At 63.6% G+C, this 16,200-nt stretch carries 14 protein-coding genes and 1 tRNA gene; 5 read left to right on the top strand and 10 right to left on the bottom strand.

The window, feature by feature from the left end; genetic code table 11:
• Positions 1-45: 45 nt before the first annotated feature.
• A complete protein-coding gene (locus EE36_RS08850) occupies positions 46-963 on the bottom strand; it encodes a lipid A-modifier LpxR family protein (RefSeq protein ID WP_005851474.1) in 918 nt (305 codons plus the stop codon).
• 184 nt (positions 964-1,147) lie between these two features.
• Here EE36_RS08850 and EE36_RS08845 point away from each other — a divergent pair, with 184 nt between their 5' ends.
• The gene (locus EE36_RS08845) at positions 1,148-1,672 is read left to right on the top strand and encodes a winged helix DNA-binding protein (protein WP_174226595.1); all 525 of its coding nucleotides are present in this window, start codon (positions 1,148-1,150) and stop codon (positions 1,670-1,672) included.
• Here EE36_RS08845 and eda read toward each other — a convergent pair.
• Positions 1,669-2,316 (bottom strand): bifunctional 4-hydroxy-2-oxoglutarate aldolase/2-dehydro-3-deoxy-phosphogluconate aldolase, encoded by a 648-nt coding sequence (gene eda, locus EE36_RS08840; RefSeq protein WP_005851466.1) that lies wholly within the window; start codon positions 2,314-2,316, stop codon positions 1,669-1,671. The two genes, EE36_RS08845 and eda, sit on opposite strands and share 4 nt — an antisense overlap.
• 21 nt (positions 2,317-2,337) lie before the next feature.
• Positions 2,338-4,140, bottom strand: coding sequence for a phosphogluconate dehydratase (gene edd / locus EE36_RS08835; protein ID WP_039911764.1), 1,803 nt, complete (start codon positions 4,138-4,140; stop codon positions 2,338-2,340).
• A gap of 169 nt (positions 4,141-4,309) precedes the next feature.
• On the opposite strand from edd, the gene EE36_RS08830 reads away from it, so the two are divergent.
• Together EE36_RS08830 and nagA are read left to right on the top strand one after the other, a co-directional pair.
• Positions 4,310-5,185 (top strand): BadF/BadG/BcrA/BcrD ATPase family protein, encoded by an 876-nt coding sequence (locus EE36_RS08830; protein ID WP_005851462.1) that lies wholly within the window; start codon positions 4,310-4,312, stop codon positions 5,183-5,185.
• Complete coding sequence (nagA, locus tag EE36_RS08825) at positions 5,182-6,312, top strand: N-acetylglucosamine-6-phosphate deacetylase (RefSeq protein WP_005851461.1); 1,131 nt, start codon at positions 5,182-5,184, stop codon at positions 6,310-6,312. Before EE36_RS08830 ends, nagA begins: the two co-directional genes overlap by 4 nt.
• A gap of 72 nt (positions 6,313-6,384) precedes the next feature.
• On the opposite strand, the gene EE36_RS17755 is transcribed toward nagA, so the two are convergent.
• From EE36_RS17755 to EE36_RS08785, 7 genes are all read right to left on the bottom strand, one after another.
• The gene (locus tag EE36_RS17755) at positions 6,385-6,906 is read right to left on the bottom strand and encodes a UGSC family (seleno)protein (protein WP_258182285.1); all 522 of its coding nucleotides are present in this window, start codon (positions 6,904-6,906) and stop codon (positions 6,385-6,387) included.
• A gap of 24 nt (positions 6,907-6,930) precedes the next feature.
• On the bottom strand, positions 6,931-8,520 hold the full coding sequence (locus EE36_RS08810) for a redoxin domain-containing protein (protein WP_005851455.1): 1,590 nt from the start codon (positions 8,518-8,520) through the stop codon (positions 6,931-6,933).
• Positions 8,521-8,582: 62 nt separating this feature from the next.
• Positions 8,583-8,677, bottom strand: a tRNA-Sec gene (locus EE36_RS08805).
• Between the two features lie 41 nt (positions 8,678-8,718).
• The gene (selB, locus tag EE36_RS08800; protein ID WP_005851454.1) at positions 8,719-10,590 is read right to left on the bottom strand and encodes a selenocysteine-specific translation elongation factor; all 1,872 of its coding nucleotides are present in this window, start codon (positions 10,588-10,590) and stop codon (positions 8,719-8,721) included.
• Entirely contained in the window at positions 10,587-11,978 is a 1,392-nt protein-coding gene (gene selA / locus EE36_RS08795) for an L-seryl-tRNA(Sec) selenium transferase (protein ID WP_083776457.1), read from the bottom strand. Before selA ends, selB begins: the two co-directional genes overlap by 4 nt.
• Before the next feature lie 105 nt (positions 11,979-12,083).
• Entirely contained in the window at positions 12,084-13,010 is a 927-nt protein-coding gene (locus tag EE36_RS08790; protein WP_005851434.1) for an MYG1 family protein, read from the bottom strand.
• A gap of 130 nt (positions 13,011-13,140) precedes the next feature.
• Positions 13,141-13,452 carry an ETC complex I subunit gene (locus EE36_RS08785; RefSeq protein ID WP_005851432.1) on the bottom strand — a complete coding sequence of 104 codons (312 nt, stop codon included), beginning with the start codon at positions 13,450-13,452 and terminating at the stop codon, positions 13,141-13,143.
• A gap of 140 nt (positions 13,453-13,592) precedes the next feature.
• Here EE36_RS08785 and EE36_RS08780 point away from each other — a divergent pair, with 140 nt between their 5' ends.
• Together EE36_RS08780 and uvrB are read left to right on the top strand one after the other, a co-directional pair.
• Positions 13,593-13,877: a hypothetical protein gene (locus EE36_RS08780; protein WP_005851430.1), complete on the top strand. Its 285-nt coding sequence runs from the start codon at positions 13,593-13,595 to the stop codon at positions 13,875-13,877.
• A gap of 100 nt (positions 13,878-13,977) precedes the next feature.
• Complete coding sequence (gene uvrB / locus EE36_RS08775) at positions 13,978-16,194, top strand: excinuclease ABC subunit UvrB (RefSeq protein WP_005851428.1); 2,217 nt, start codon at positions 13,978-13,980, stop codon at positions 16,192-16,194.
• Positions 16,195-16,200: the final 6 nt, after the last annotated feature.

Here is a 16,200-nt window from a genome sequence, read left to right as displayed (position 1 = left end):
TCCCCGCTGGAAAGAACGAATCACCCTATCCACGGGGCCTGCGCGTCAGAAGTCGATCTTGATGCGTACAGAGCCGACAAGCTGGTGATCGGGCTGCGTCTCGTATTCCTTGCCCAGCCACGTCAGACCATAGAACGCCGAGGCCCGCTTGCCCTGCCAATGCACCCCGGCACGCACACGATCACGGCGCGGGGTCAGGTCATAGCCACGATCCGACGGCAGGAACACACTGTCGCTGACGCGCGCGATATCGGCCCCGACGACAAAGCCAAAGCCCGATGCGTCGCGGTTCTGCACCACGCGGTAACGCTGGCCGGTGGTGCTGTCGCGCACCAGCATTTCCCCGCGTGTGATGTCGCCAAAGGTCAGGTCGAAGCCCGCGCGAACGAATGTCTCTATCCCCGCCTGCCCCTCGACAAAGGGGCGCAGGCTTGTCCGTGCGCCAATCGGAAAGCTGCGCCCGATCTCGACCAGAACCGTAGGGTGAAAGCCGTTTTCGATCTGGTTATCAAGCACCTGATCAGAGGGCGAGGTCGCGTCGATGATGTCGTGAATGCCCCGTTGCAGATCATCCAGATGGGTCTGCGGACCGGTGGCATAGATCGCCGCCCCGACCGAATATTCCACAGCATCGCGTTCGAAATGGGTGTGCATTCCGACGGACAGGGCACCGGCCCAGGGGCGCGATCCGGCTTGCGGGCGACGCAGGTTCGCGGGGGCCAGCACCTCTACCCCCAAACGCAGCTCGATCAACTGCCCAAAGCGGTCCGGCAAGCGCCCAGTCCACGCCGGCCCCCAGACGCGGGACGACACATAGGCGCCCGTGCGCTCGCGGTCGCGAAACTCTCCGATGGAATCATTGGAAATCAGACGGCCATAGCCAAGGCGTTCCCGCTCTGTCGCCTGCGCACCCACGGGCAAAAGCAAAAGCGCGGCCAATACCGGCACAAGAAATCGCAGCATCGTCACTCCTATCGCAATGGCTGTAAGGGTCGGCACCCGTTGCCCCTTTGCTACCGCGCCCTGCCGCGTCGCGCTATCCTTGGTACATTTTTCTCGGGCGGGCGTGTCCTTGGCGCACAGACGGATTGCGCGATACCGACAATTCGCTAACATAACGACAGTGAAAACCAGCCTTGAGGCACTGATGTCAGACCCAAAATCGCACCCGTCCCGCCGTATCGTCTCGTCCCGTCACCTTGCCGAGGGCGAAGGATGGGAAGCGTCCGAGCTCGAATACGGGATGATCATCGCCTATAACGCCTTCTCGCGCTGGATGTCGCGCTGCATGGCGGCGGCGGGCAATGCCGACCTGACCCCGCTGGAAATTCTGGTGCTGCACAACACCAACCACCGAGACCGTGAAAAACGGCTGACGGACATCTGCTTTCTGCTGAACATCGAAGATACGCATACGGTGAACTACGCGCTGCGCAAACTGCTGAAATCCGGCCTGCTAGAGGCCGAGAAACGCGGAAAGGAGGTGTTCTATCGCACCTCCGCCAGCGGGGCCGAGCTGATAGAGACCTACCGCGCGGTGCGCAACACCTGCCTGATCGACAGCATGGGGCGCACCGATATCAAAGGCGACGACCTGCGCGAGATCGCGGCGCAGCTACGCGCGATCTCGGGACAGTATGATCAGGCCAGCCGCGCGGCGGCGTCGCTTTAGCCGCGGCTGCCTAGGGTGCTGGCGGCGCGGGCCAACTCGGTGATCGCCGCCCAATCGCCCTTGCGCATCAGATTGTCCGGCGCGACCCAACTGCCGCCCGCGCAAACCACATTGGGCAGCGACAGGTAGCTTTCCGCATTGGCAGGGCTCACGCCGCCCGTGGGGCAGAACCGCACCTGAGGCAGCGGCGAGGACAGCGATTTCAGGAAGGGTGCCCCACCCGCAGCTTCAGCGGGGAAGAACTTGAGCATATCATAGCCGCGTTCATAAAGACGCATCGCCTCTGACGCGGTGGCAGCACCGGGCAACATCGGCAGGCCCAGATCTTCGGCCGCTTGCAGCAGTTTATCCGTGGCACCGGGCGACACCCCAAAGGTCGCGCCCGCATCCACCGCACGTTTAACATCATCGGGGGTGAGCAGCGTGCCCGCCCCGACAACGCCGCCTTCGACTTTGGCCATCTCGGCAATGACCTCAAGCGCGGCATCAGTGCGCAGCGTCACCTCTAGCGCGGGCAATCCGCCTGCGACCAAAGCTTCGGCCAGGGGGCGGGCGTGCAGCGCGTCATGCACCACCAGGACCGGCACGATGGGGGCACGTTTACAGATGGCATAGGCAGCGGCGCTGGCGTCTTGCGGGGTCATCGGATCATCCTCTGGTCAGGTTCAAATGCTGCTGGCGCCGGTATCAGCCGCGCCAACCGTGTTGCGGAAAGTGGCAAACAGCTCGCGCCCCTGCCCGTATTCATTGCCCGACAGATCAGCCGTGGCGACCGGGCGCTCCATCGCGCCGGGGGTCAGGACCGTCAGCTGCCCGTCGCGGGCGTCGACGCGCACGATATCACCGTCTTGCAAACGTGCAATCGGCCCGCCGTCCACCGCTTCGGGACACACGTGGATCGCGCTCAATACCTTGCCCGAGGCACCGGACATACGCCCGTCGGTGACCAGCGCCACCTTCAGCCCGCGCGCCTGCAGGTTCGCCAGCACCGGCGTCAGGCTGTGCAATTCGGGCATGCCGTTGGCCTTGGGCCCCTGAAAACGCACGACGACGATGACATCCTCGTTGAACTCACCATTGCGATAGGCGTCTTTCACGCTTTCCTGATCATGGAACACGCGGATCGGGGCTTCGACGATGTGATGCTCCGGCTTCACGGCAGAGACTTTGGTGACCGCATTGCCAAGGTTCCCCGCCAGACGTTTCAACCCGCCGGTGGGCTGGAAAGGATCGCCAATGGGGCGCACGATCTTTTCGTTCAGCGTCTCGGTCGGGCCTGCGACCCATTCGACGGCGCCATCCTTGAGCTTGGGGTCTTGGGTATAGCGCGACAGCCCGTCGCCCGCGATGGTCTTGACCTCGTCATGCAGCAAGCCGCCCGCCATGAGCTGACCGATCATAAAGCCCAAGCCCCCCGCCGCGTGGAAGTGGTTCACATCGGCCAAGCCGTTCGGATAGACCCGCGCCAGCAGCGGTGTGACATCGGCAAGGTCCGAGAAATCCTGCCAGTCCAGCACGATCCCACCGGCCCGCGCCATCGCGACAAGGTGGATCAGCAGGTTGGTCGACCCGCCCGTCGCATGCAGGCCGACGATGCCGTTCACATAGGCTTTCTCGTCCAGCACATCGCAAACGGGTGTGTATTCATTGCCCAGATGGCTGATCGCCAGCGCCCGCTGCGTCCCCGCAACAGTCAGCGCATCACGCAGGGGAGTATTGGGGTTCACAAAGGACGCGCCGGGCAGGTGCAGGCCCATGAACTCCATCAGCATCTGGTTGGTGTTGGCGGTGCCATAGAAAGTGCAGGTGCCCGGCCCGTGGTAGGCCGCCATCTCCGACGCCATCAGCTCTTCGCGCGTGGCCTCGCCTGCGGCGAATTTCTGGCGCACGATCGCTTTCTCGTCGTTGGAGATACCCGAGGTCATCGGCCCCGCAGGCAGGAACACCGCCGGCAGATGCCCGAAAGCCTGCGCCGCGATCACCAGACCGGGCACGATCTTGTCACAGACCCCCAGATAGATCGCGGAATCGAAAGTGTTGTGGCTTAGCCCGACCCCCGCCGCCATGGCGATGATGTCACGCGAAAACAGGCTCAGCTCCATCCCCGGGGTGCCTTGGGTCACGCCGTCACACATGGCAGGCACGCCGCCTGCAACCTGTGCCGTCCCACCCGCCGCGCGCGCGGTGTCGCGGATCAGGGTCGGAAAGCGTTCGAACGGCTGGTGCGCCGACAGCATGTCATTATAAGTCGTGATAATCCCGATATTGCCCGCCGATTGCGTCGCCAGCGCGGCTTGGTCCTGCCCTGCACCGGCATAAGCATGCGCCTGCCCGCTGCACGAAAGATGCGCCCGCGCCGGCCCTTCCTCGGCGGCGCGGCGCATCCGCGCCAGATAGGCACCCCGGCTTGGCGCGCTGCGTTCGATGATCCGGTCGGTGACACGGGCTACGGTATCGTTCAACATCATGCTTTCCTTCGTGACGTGGGTGGGCCTAAGGGCCTTCCTACAAAGACGTGAGTATGTTAGCGCTAACTTATCACGCGCATGTGCCATTTGCAAACCCGTTGCGACCATGGGTAAAACGAATGGCGAAAATTGTCTTTCCCCGCCAAAACAGGTACCCTAAACAATTCGGATGACACAAATAGACCCTCCTTTTCTGATCGGCGTTGACGGAGGCGGCACCGGTTGCCGCGCCGCTGTTGCCACCCCCGATGGCCGTATCCTTGCCGAAGGCAAAGGCGGGCGGGCAAATGTCAGCACCGATTGCGCCACCGCGATCGACAGCGTGCTCACCGCGACGCGCAACGCGATAGAGAGCGCCGGTCTGGATGTCGCCGACATGCCCCGCGCCGTGGCTCATCTGGGGCTTGCGGGATACACGGGGCCGGAAATGGGCCCACGCGTGCAGGCGGGTCTGCCCTTTGCCAAATCCGTCGTGACCGAAGACACCACCACCACCATCGTCGGTGCCGTCGGAGAGCAGGACTGCCACCTGATCGCCCTTGGCACCGGCACCATCGTAGGCCGCCAAAAGGCCGGCGTGCAGACCTGTATTGGCGGCTGGTGTTATCAGGTATCGGATCAGGCGTCGGGCGCGTGGCTGGGACATGGCGTGCTAGAGCAGACCTTGCTCGTCGTTGACGGGATCACCCCCGCCAGCCCCCTGTCGCAGCAGATGCTGGATAAATTCGGCGGTGGCGCGGGCATCGTGCAGTTCAGCCTGAAGGCGCGGCCCGGCGATTTCGCCACCCTTGCCCCCGATGTGGTACAGGCCGCCGCGGCGGGCGACAGCATCGGACGGGCGCTGATGGCTAGCGGGGCCGATTACCTGACCCGCGCCCTGATCGCGCTCGACCATCAACCCGGCGGCCCGCTGTGCCTGACCGGCGGCGTCGGCCCCCATTACGCCGCCTATTTACCCGACACGCAGACCGCCCATCTGGTCGAAACCAAAGGTCGCGCACTCGACGGGGCCGTCGCACTGGCCCTGCGCGCCGCGCGGGCATGACCGCACCGCTCACCGCCTATACCGGCGCGCGCATTTTTGACGGGCACGATCTGCTGACCGGTCACGCACTTGTGGTGCACTCCGACGGCATCCCGCGCATCACACCCCTGACCGCGCTGCCGACGGGGGCCAAAACCCGGAGGCTGAACGGGGGCATCCTCTCCCCCGGGTTTGTGGATCTGCAAGTGAACGGCGGAGGCGGCGTGATGCTCAATAGCGCGCCCGATCTGGACACGCTGCGCGCGATGGCTGCCGCGCATCGACGGCTTGGCACCCGCGCATTTCTTCCCACGTTGATCACCGACACCCCCGCCCATAGCCGCGCCGCCATCGCCGCCGTGGCAGAGGCGTTGCACCTGGGCATGCGCGGTATTGCGGGGCTCCACCTTGAAGGGCCGCATCTGAGCCTTGCCCGCAAAGGTGCCCATGACGGCAGCCTGATCCGGCCCCTTTCTAACGAAGATATGGCGATGCTGACAGATGCCGTGGCCCGGATCCCGAACCTGATGATGACCCTCGCCCCCGAAAACGCCACCCCCGATCAGATCGCGGCGCTGACGCAGGCGGGCGTGCTGGTATCGCTGGGCCATAGCGATTGCGACTATGACACCGCCATGCGCGCCTTTGACGCCGGTGCCCGCATGGCGACGCATCTGTTCAACGCCATGAGCCAGGCCAACGCGCGCAGCCCGGGGCTGGTGGGGGCGGCACTTGATCATCCGCGCGTGGCATCCGGCCTGATTGCCGACGGGGTGCATGTCCATCCGGCCATGATCCGCACCGCACTTGCCGCCAATCGCGGCGCGGCAGAGGTGTTTCTGGTGACCGACGCGATGGCGACTGGCGGTTCTGATATCACCAGCTTCAACCTGAACGACCGCGAGATCCTGCGCCGCGACGGACGGTTGACGCTGGCAGACGGAACGCTGGCCGGGGCCGACCTGACCCTGCTGCAAGCCCTGCGCTATATGCACAACACCGTGGGCGAGCCGTTAGAGCGGGCACTGGCCCGTGCCACAGTAATCCCTGCGCAACTGCTGGCGCACCCCCCCGAAGCGGACAGCGTCGATGCGATGATCTGGATCAACGACGACCTGTCAGAGCTGCACTGGCTGACCGAGCTGTAACCCTCGCCACCCCAAGCCCACGAAAAAGGCGGCCCAAATCTCTCCGCGCCGCCTTACATTTTTTCACGTCAGTCACGCGTCGCGCAACGCCCCGATGATCTGGTCGAACGCCTCACGCGCCTTGGCGCGCATTTCGTCGTCCGTGGCATCCTGAATAGGATGCGGCACCAGCACATAGCGCGCGCCCTCCATACCTAAGGCCTTGCGCTGCGTTTCAGCGGCTTGGCCAAACACGCTTGAAGCGATGGAAACAGACGGGATCCCCTGGATTTCAAACCAGACTGTATCGTGCATACTGCACGTGGTACATGATCCTCAGTCCGCCAGCCCTTCGACCAGAAAGTCGCATTCATCGCGGATCTGGTGGCGCAGCGTGTCGGGGCACGGCTTGGCGAAAGTCGGCTTGGTATAATGCCGGATCTCAACGCCGGGTGCGTTTTCGGTCAACAACCTGTCCAGTTCATCCAGCAGGATATTGCCGCGCGGCTTGCTGATGTTCAGCAGCCCGACAACCCCCTGCACCGAACCGGACCGTTCGCTGATCTGACGCGCGACGGGGACACGTTCGTCCGTCGGGTCAAGAATTATTGTCATTCACGTCCTCCTCTGCTGTGAAAGCTAGCCTAGATCGATCTTTCTGGAAACGGAAATCGACCCCACCTCCCCCGTGGCCCACCCGTGGAACGCGGACGAGAATTTGCCCGCATCGCCACCGGCCACGACGATATGGATATATTCCTTGCCCGCAAATTTAGGGGCCAACTGCGCCAGTTTTTCCGGCCCCATGCGTTCCGCGTCCGCCACGGGGATACCCGCGCCCGAATGGTCATCCTGCACCATCTCCGACAAGGGGCGCGCCGTGACCTCTTGGATACGGTCGCGCAGCCTGTCCTTGGAGTAGGGGCCATCGACGGTCAGCGTCTGGATATGCTCGGGGCAAACCACCAGCAGCGCGTCAATCGGCAGGTTGTGCATCTTCGGCAGGAACACCCCTTCAAGCCCCTGCCCCAACGAGCCCGCGATCTGGTCCGGCTTGCGCGAGGTCTGGTCCACCAGATGCACCGGCCCGCCCGTCATGGCAAAGACGGTGACGACCGAATCCTCCGCCTTGAACCCGCGTTCCACATGCAGCGGCTCCCATGGCGAGGCCGCCTCGTTCTCCGCAAAGCACATGGTGTATTTCATCGGATTGCCCAGGACAGACCGTTCGACCCCGCCCGTGGTCGCCCCGCCGACATTGCGGATGATCAGCCGCAGCGCGCGCCCGATGGTGGCATTGGCACGGTTCCCCGCACCCAAAGCGCCCAAGCCGCCGTTCAGCCCGATCTTGTCCACGATCGGCCCGTTCACCACCATGACCGTCGCCGCGCCCATGGTTGTCGCGGTGACCCCGTGGATGTTGAATTCATCCGTGCAGACGGCTTCGACGGCTGCGATCACCACGGGCAGATATTCAGGCTTACACCCCGCCATCACCGCGTTGATCGCGATCTTTTCGACCGTGGCGATGCCCATGTTTGGCGGCACTGTAGCAATCACATCCTGCGGATCACGATGCGTCCCTTCCAACATGCGGATCACCCGTTCGGGCGTCGGCGGCACCAAGGGCAACCCGTCCGAGAAGCCCTGATCGAACATGAATTCCGCCATGTCATCGCCGCTGGCGACCTCTACCTTGCGGGCGCGCAGACGGCTGCCTTCGGCCTCTGCCCGCAGCGCGTCGTAGACCTCGGGGTCAAAGTGTTTCGACCCGCATCCCGGACGCCAGGCGGGCAGGCTGTCCCAATCGATCTGCGCCGCAGCTTTGCCCGTCGCACGGGCCATCTGGTCGGACAATGCCTGCCAGTCATCGCGCACGAAGCCTTCAAAGTGGGTCACGACAGCGCCGCTTTCATCAATCCAGTAGAGCGCGGGCACGATCTCGAAATCCCAGTCGAACGAGGTCTTGCAGCCCGCATCCTCAAGCACCGGCATGGTCAGCCCGTGGCGCTGCGCGAAATCGCCGTTCTTCTCGCCGGATTGCCCCGGCACCAGAAACCGCACCGCATCGCCATAGGCCTGCGACAGCGCTTGCAGCACCGGCCCCGCAATATTGCAGGTCTCGCAATCCTCTTTCACGAAACAGACCAGCGCAGAGCCCGTGCCGTCAAAAAAGTGGGCCGTCCCTTGCAGATCCTTCAGGGTAAATTCCGGTTTCCGATCACTCATGTCGCCCCTCCCAAGTATGCCGCTGCATACTGTGGGGGATCGTCAGGCATGTCCAGACAGGTTGGCGGAGACGGATGGGAATCGAACCCACCACACGCCGTATCGACGCGTCCATGGTTTTGAAGACCAGGGAAGCCACCAGACTCCGGTCGTCTCCGCGTTGCCACACCGTAGCCCCGCGGCAGGGCAAGCGAAAGCCTAATGCGTCTGCGGCGCGATCTGGCGCGTGTCACCATCGCGCAGCGTCATACCAAGCGCATCCAGATGCTCAAGCAGCGGCACGATGAACTTGCGGGTGGTGCCCAAGGCGGTGCGCGCCTCGCTGGTGGTAAAGGCCACGGGCGGGGGGAAGTTTGCCGCAAGGCTCCGCCGCGCTTGGCCGATGGTCGCCGCGTGAAACACGACTTGCTGTTTCAGCGCGATATTCGCCAAGGACACCAACCGCCCCTGCGCTACCATCAGCGCGATCAGATCCGCGTCATCAGGCGCATCGAACTGCCGCACATCAGGGGGGGAGGTGCCGCCTGTGCGCATCCTCTCTTCGATCTCGGTCAGACGGGCAATTTGTTGCGGGGCAAGCGCTGCAAAGGGGTCATGCCCTGCGAGACTGACCAAACCGTCGCGCAAAACAACCTCTCCGCCCCTAACCAATTCGGTTTGGGCGAAAGGCACCAAACCCCGCAGCGGCGTCACCCGTTGCAGCATCGAAAGCGCCGCCCCCTGCTTGATCGGGTGGTCAGCGTGAAAACGCTGCAAAGCCGCCACCACCGCCGTCTGCACAGCGGCGAGGTCGTCGGCCAGCGCGATATGTTCCGGCGATAGCCGCACAACGCCCGTGGGCAGCGCAGCCGTCGCATCGCAGCGCGCCAACCGGACTAGATCAGACCACAGCGCCACCCCGCGCCCCTGCGCACAAAGCGCTGCGGCAAGGGCGGTACCATCCTGCTGCTGTGCCGCCTGCATCACCGCCAACCGCCGTCTGTCGCCCGCCCCGACTGCCGTGGCCTGCGGGTCAAGGATCACCGCACCCGCCAGCGTCGCCGCAGGGGAAAGCTGGCGCAACACCGCCGCCTGCCCCGCGAACCCCACCACGGGGCGTTTGAAGCGCAACTGCCCCAGCCCCGCGCCCCCCGGCGCGATCTGGCCACCGCCCATCAGCCGCAGGGTCGCGACCTCATGCGCCGTGCCCCACAGCACGCGCAAATCCTGCATATGTTTGACCGGTCGCGGTGTCGTGTCAGAAACGGTCAACCACACATCCATACAATGCGTCGCCCCCTGCCCGCCCGTACAGATCACATCACCGCGCGCAATATCCTCTAACGCGATACCGCGCAGGTTCACCGCGACCCGCTCTCCCGCCGCGACCCTCTCCCGCGCCGCGCCGCGTGCTTGCAGGCCACGTACCACCGTGGCCGCACCGCTTGGCTGCACGGTCAGCACCTCGCCAACCGCCAACGCGCCGCCAAGCAGCGTGCCCGTCACCACCGTTCCGCGTCCCGCCAGTGTGAACGCGCGATCCACCGGCAGGAACGCCCCCATCGGCGCGGCCCGCGCGGGCAAAGCGGTGTACCGCCGCGCCAAGACCTGCCGCAGATGATCCGTCCCGCCAGCGGTCGTGGCTGAACAGGGCACCAGTTCGGCCCCGGTAACGCCTTGCGCGGCAAGGGCATCCGCAATTTCCACCAGACGTGCGGGCAATGCTGCATCGGGGATCAAATCCACCTTGGTCACCGCGACCACCGCCACGGGCACCTGCAACAGTCTCGCGATCTGCACATGCTCGCGCGTTTGCGCGGCGATGCCCTCCACGGCCGAGACGACCAGCATCGCGCCCTGCGCGCCGCTGGCACCCGACACCATGGTGCGGATGAAATCCTCGTGCCCGGGCGCGTCAATCAAGTCGAGCGTCCCACCCGCCATCTCGCAATGGGCAAAGCCCAGCGCGATCGACAGGCCACGGGCTTTTTCCTCGGCCAGCCGGTCCGTCTCCATCCCCGTGAGCGCGCGCACCAGCGCCGTCTTGCCATGATCCACATGGCCGATCACGATCACGCAGGCCGATGTCATGTGGCGGCGATCGCGCCCAGCGCCGCGACGATATCGGGTAGTTCGTCATCCATTACCGTGCGCATGTCCAGCCACAGCCTGCCCTGATGGATACGACCGACAATGGGCACCACCCCGGCCCGCAAACGATCCGCAAGGGTTTCAGCAGGCAGCGCGGCAGAGGCCACGACGACACTGAAACTGTCTAGGTCCTGCTGCGGCAGCGACCCGCCGCCGACATAGGCGGCTGACGCCATCACCTCAACATCCACCCCCTTCACCGCAGCGAGGGAACCCGCGAGCCTTTGCGCCCGCGCCTCTACCTCTGCCAAAGGCTGCGAGAGCGCGCGCAAGACCGGCACCCGCGCCAGCGGATCATGGGGCGGCAGGTACAGACGCAAGGTCGCCTCGAGCGCGGCGAGCGACAGCTTGTCGATGCGCAAAGCCCGCAGCAACGGGTGCTTGCGTAGCCCCGCGATAATATCCGCCCGTCCCGCGATGATCCCCGCCTGCGGCCCACCAAGCAGCTTGTCGCCCGAGAACATGACCAGATCGACACCCGCTTTGAGGATATCCGCCACCACGGGTTCGTCGCGCAGCCCAAAGGGGGCAAGGTCAATCAGCACGCCGCTGCCCAAATCTTCCATCAGGATCAGATCCCGCTCCGCCGCCAGTTGCGCCAAATCATTGCGTGACGGGGCAGAGGTGAAGCCCACGATGCGAAAGTTGCTGGTGTGGCTTTTCAACAGAACCGCCGTATCCTCGTCCACCGCATCGGCATAATCGCTAAGCCGCGTTTTATTGGTGGCACCGACCTCTTTCAGCTCTGCACCGCTTTGCACGATCACATCGGGCAGACGGAAAGACCCGCCAATCTCGACCAGCTCCCCGCGCGAGGCGATCACCTTGCGCCCCGCGGCGGTGCCCATCAGGGCCAAGACCACCGCCGCGGCGCAGTTATTCACGATCAGCGCCGCCTCTGCGCCCGTCAACTGACAGATCAGCGCCTCGGCATGGTCATAGCGCGACCCGCGCTTGCCGGTTTTCAGGTTCAGCTCAAGGTTCGAAGGCCGCGCAGCGATCTGATCCATCGCCTGCAGCGCCTCTGGGGCAAGACGGGCGCGGCCCAGATTGGTGTGGATGATGATACCCGTGGCATTGATGACAGGGCGCAGGTTCGGCTGGCGGGCTGCCTTTATTCGGTCGACAAGGCTATGGGCAAAGGGTTCACTGGCGAAATCGGGCAGATCGACCACCCCGCCGCCCCGAATATCACGGCGCAGCTGGTCGAGCGTTTCGCGCAGGGCGCGGCGCACCTCGTCGTGGCTGTAGGTCGCAACCAAAGACGCCACATGCGGTTGCTGCAACAGCGTATCGATCTGTGGCAAATGTCTAAGCTGGCTGTTCACGCGTCACGCCCCCCGATGGCTGAACGCGCAGTGTAATCGCGCGGGCCACGGGGGCAAGCCGGAACGCAGGCCAATAGCGGGCAACAAGAAGGCCTGCCTGGCGGGTTACGCTGCCAGCGCTTCCTTCACCGCGATGTCGGCCATCTGCAAAATCGCCTCGCGGCTATCGGCGACGGCGATAAAGCGGCCGTTGTGGCAGAACTTTGCCCCTTTGACGCCTGATGCTTCCTCAAGCGCGGCGTCTTTTTGACCCGCCCAAGCCACCGGAAGATCAGCGCGGTTCTCGAACGTATCATCCCCGGACCGGATCGTTGTCAGCGTCCATTCCTCGCCGCGCGGGTGGATGACGAACAACAGATGATCCGCCCCTGCCTTCACCACGGCCCCGCGAAACGGCATGCCCATGGGCAGGTCCAGCACATGGCCCTCGCCCGCGGCATCAATGGCGGTCATGACCATCGCTTCGGCGCGGAACTTGGCGGCTTTGCGACGGATCGACGCTTCGACAAAGGCGCGCGCAATGGGCAAGGCGGCGGCAAAGGCGCGGTCGTCCACGCCTTCCTCGCGGTCATCGAAGACGGGTTTCAGGCTTTCCAACAGCGCGGGCAAGGTCAGACCGGCAAACAGCGGCCCCGCCTCTGACGCGTTGACGGCACCATTGTCCAGCAGGTCGATCGGCAGAACAAACCCGCGATCGAAACTGTCGTGGATGGCGTTCACATCCGCCTCGGGCACGTCGAGCGCCCGCAGATAATCATGCCCGTAATGCGCCCAGATCAGCCCGAAAGAGCTATAGGGCTGCCCGTCTTCACGCAGCGGATTGGGGCGTTGATGGTGATCGAAAATCCCTGCTTCGGCATCAAAGTCACCGCCCACGTCGTAGATGATGCGCCCCTCGGCCGGCGTGATCAGCGCCTTGTCGCGGCTGCGCAGCACCGTGGCGTCTGGAAACAGCCGCGTCAGGATGACAGAGGATAGGAGTTCATCCGCATGAAAACCGCCTGAGTGGGTCACGAGTTGGGTGATCGTCATGTTTCTATACCTTTGCGCATCTGTTCAGCAGGTCGAAATGAAAACGGGCGACCGTGCGAGGGGCCGCCCTGTGAATATGTATCGCTCACACCGCCCGTCACGGGCCTAGCATAAGAAAACGTAGAAAGAGTTAATGCGTCCAGGCCCCGCGGCGCCCTGTGGCGAAATTCTCGCCATAGCCGCCGGCGCGGACATTTGCGCGGCGTTTGTTGGGGTCTTGCACCAGCGCGTCGATGTTGTGGTCGCGGGCGTATTCCACCGCTTCTTCCTTGGTGGCGAACTGCAAACGCACCTGCGTTTGCGTGTCCTTCGAAGAGGTCCAGCCCATCAACGGGTCAATCTCGCGCGCGTGCTCTGGGTCGAACTCCAGCAACCAGACACGGGTTTTGGCCGTGCCAGAGGACATGGCAGTTCGGGAAGGCTGATAAATACGCGCGCGCATAGCTGAATCTCCGCTGTGATCAGGCGGTTTATCAGCCAAATACGGCCAAGGATCAAGGCATCACAGTGATTTGTGCCGAATTCGCGTTACATATGCTGCGGCGCAGCATAGACTGACCTTATGCAATCGGAGCACCTCTCATGAACCCCCTGACCCTGATGACGCTCAATGCCAACCTCGCCAAGCTGATGATCGACACCCAAGCCGTTATGACGCTTAGGCTTTTGGGGATGGCCGGTGCCCTTCCCCAGACCCGCGGAGAGAACGCCCGCATGGTCAATGAGAAAGGCCCCGCCATGGCCAAAGCCTATCAGGCGGCCACCAAAGCCGCCTTTGCCGGGGGCACGCCCGACCAAATTTTCTCGGCCGCGATGGTGCCGGTCAGCAAAAAGGTCCGTGCCAACCGCAAGCGGCTGACCAAATAGGCCTGCGACGAAAGCGACATATGCGCGTCGCGCAAGGCTGTGCCCCTTGAACCCGCGCGAAAACATGACACCTTAGGGAACACCCCCAAAGGACGATGTTATGGCCTACGCCCACTCTGACAGTCTGCCCGAGCGCAAAGACGCCTATCTTGCCAATCCCGCGCCCAACGTGCGCGAGCGCCCCAAGCTCGAGGGCGGCAAGAAGTTCAAACTGGCGACCGAATTCGAACCCGCAGGCGACCAGCCCACGGCGATCAAGGAACTGTCCGAAGGGGTGCGGTCGGGCGAACGCGATCAGGTGCTTTTGGGGGCCACGGGGACGGGCAAGACGTTCACGATGGCCAAGGTGATCGAGGAAACGCAGCGCCCCGCGATCATCCTCGCGCCGAACAAGACGCTGGCGGCGCAGCTTTACGGCGAATTCAAAGGGTTCTTCCCAGACAACGCCGTGGAATATTTCGTCTCATACTACGACTACTACCAGCCCGAAGCCTATGTCGCGCGGTCCGATACCTTCATCGAGAAGGAAAGCCAGATCAACGAACAGATCGACCGGATGCGCCACTCTGCCACGCGGGCGCTGCTGGAACGCGATGACGTGATCATCATCGCGTCGGTGTCGTGCATCTACGGGATCGGCTCGGTCGAGACCTATGGCGCGATGACGCAGGACCTCAAGACCGGCAACAACTATGACCAACGCCAAGTGATCGCGGACCTGATCGCGCAGGCGTATAAACGCAATGACGCCGCCTTCCAGCGCGGCACCTTCCGCGTGCGCGGCGACAGCCTTGAAATCTTTCCGGCCCACCTTGAGGACCGCGCATGGCGTCTGTCCTTCTTCGGCGAAGAGCTGGAAAGCATCACCGAATTCGACCCGCTCACCGGCGAGAAGACCGGCAGTTTCGACCAGATCCGCGTCTATGCGAACAGCCACTATGTGACGCCGAAACCAACGATGAACCAAGCGGTGATCGGCATCAAGAAAGAGCTGCGGATGCGGCTGGACCAGCTTGTCGCCGAAGGAAAACTGCTGGAAGCGCAACGGCTTGAACAGCGCTGCAACTTCGACATCGAGATGCTTGAAGCCACAGGCGTCTGCAACGGGATCGAGAATTATTCGCGCTATCTCACGGGCCGCGCCCCCGGAGAGCCGCCCCCCACGCTGTTCGAATTCATCCCCGACAACGCGATTGTCTTTGCAGACGAAAGCCACGTCTCCGTGCCGCAGATCGGCGGGATGTACAAAGGCGACTACCGACGCAAATTCACGCTGGCCGAACACGGGTTCCGCCTGCCCTCCTGTATGGACAACCGCCCGCTTAAGTTCGAGGAGTGGGATGCTATGCGCCCGCAGTCGGTCTTTGTCTCGGCCACCCCCGCCGCGTGGGAAATCGAACAATCCGGCGGTGTCTTTACCGAACAGATCATTCGCCCCACCGGCCTGATCGACCCCAAGATCGAGATTCGCCCTGTCGAGATGCAGGTCGATGATCTGCTGGACGAGGTGCGCAAGGTCGCCGCCGACGGCTATCGCACGCTCTGCACCGTGCTGACCAAACGCATGGCCGAAGACCTGACCGAATACATGCACGAACAGGGCATCCGCGTGCGCTATATGCACAGCGATATCGACACGATCGAACGCATCGAAATCCTGCGCGACCTGCGGCTTGGCGCTTTTGATGTGCTGATCGGGATCAACCTTCTGCGCGAAGGCTTGGACATTCCCGAATGTGGGCTGGTGGCGATTCTCGATGCGGATAAGGAAGGGTTCCTGCGCTCGGAGACCTCGCTGATCCAGACCATCGGGCGGGCCGCGCGGAACGCCGAAGGCCGCGTGATCATGTACGCCGACCGCATCACCGGCTCGATGGAGCGTGCGATTGGCGAAACCGACCGCCGTCGCGCCAAGCAGCTGGCCTATAACGAAGAACACGGGATCACGCCGACAACGGTCAAGAAGAACGTCGATGATATCCTCGCCGGTCTCTACAAAGGCGATGTGGACATGAGCCGCGTCACGGCCAAGATCGAAAACCCGCTCGCAGGCGGCAACCTGCAAACCGTGCTCGACGGGCTGCGCACCGATATGCGCAGAGCGGCCGAGAACCTCGAATTCGAGGAAGCCGCACGCCTGCGCGACGAGGTCAAACGGCTCGAATCCGTCGATCTGGCCATCGCCGACGATCCGATGGCGCGTCAGTATGCTGTCGAAAAAGCCGTCGACGACGCGCAAAAGGCGTCGGGCCGATCAACCGGCGGTCGCGGCGGGATGCGCGGTGGCAAATCCCGCTACGGCGGCAAAAAACGCTAGGCGGCG

This window comes from Sulfitobacter sp. EE-36 (assembly GCF_000152605.1).
Taxonomy (GTDB): Bacteria; Pseudomonadota; Alphaproteobacteria; order Rhodobacterales; family Rhodobacteraceae; genus Sulfitobacter; species Sulfitobacter pontiacus.
The sequence above is the reverse complement of the archived record's forward strand: the minus strand, read 5'-3'. Positions and strand labels throughout refer to the sequence as shown.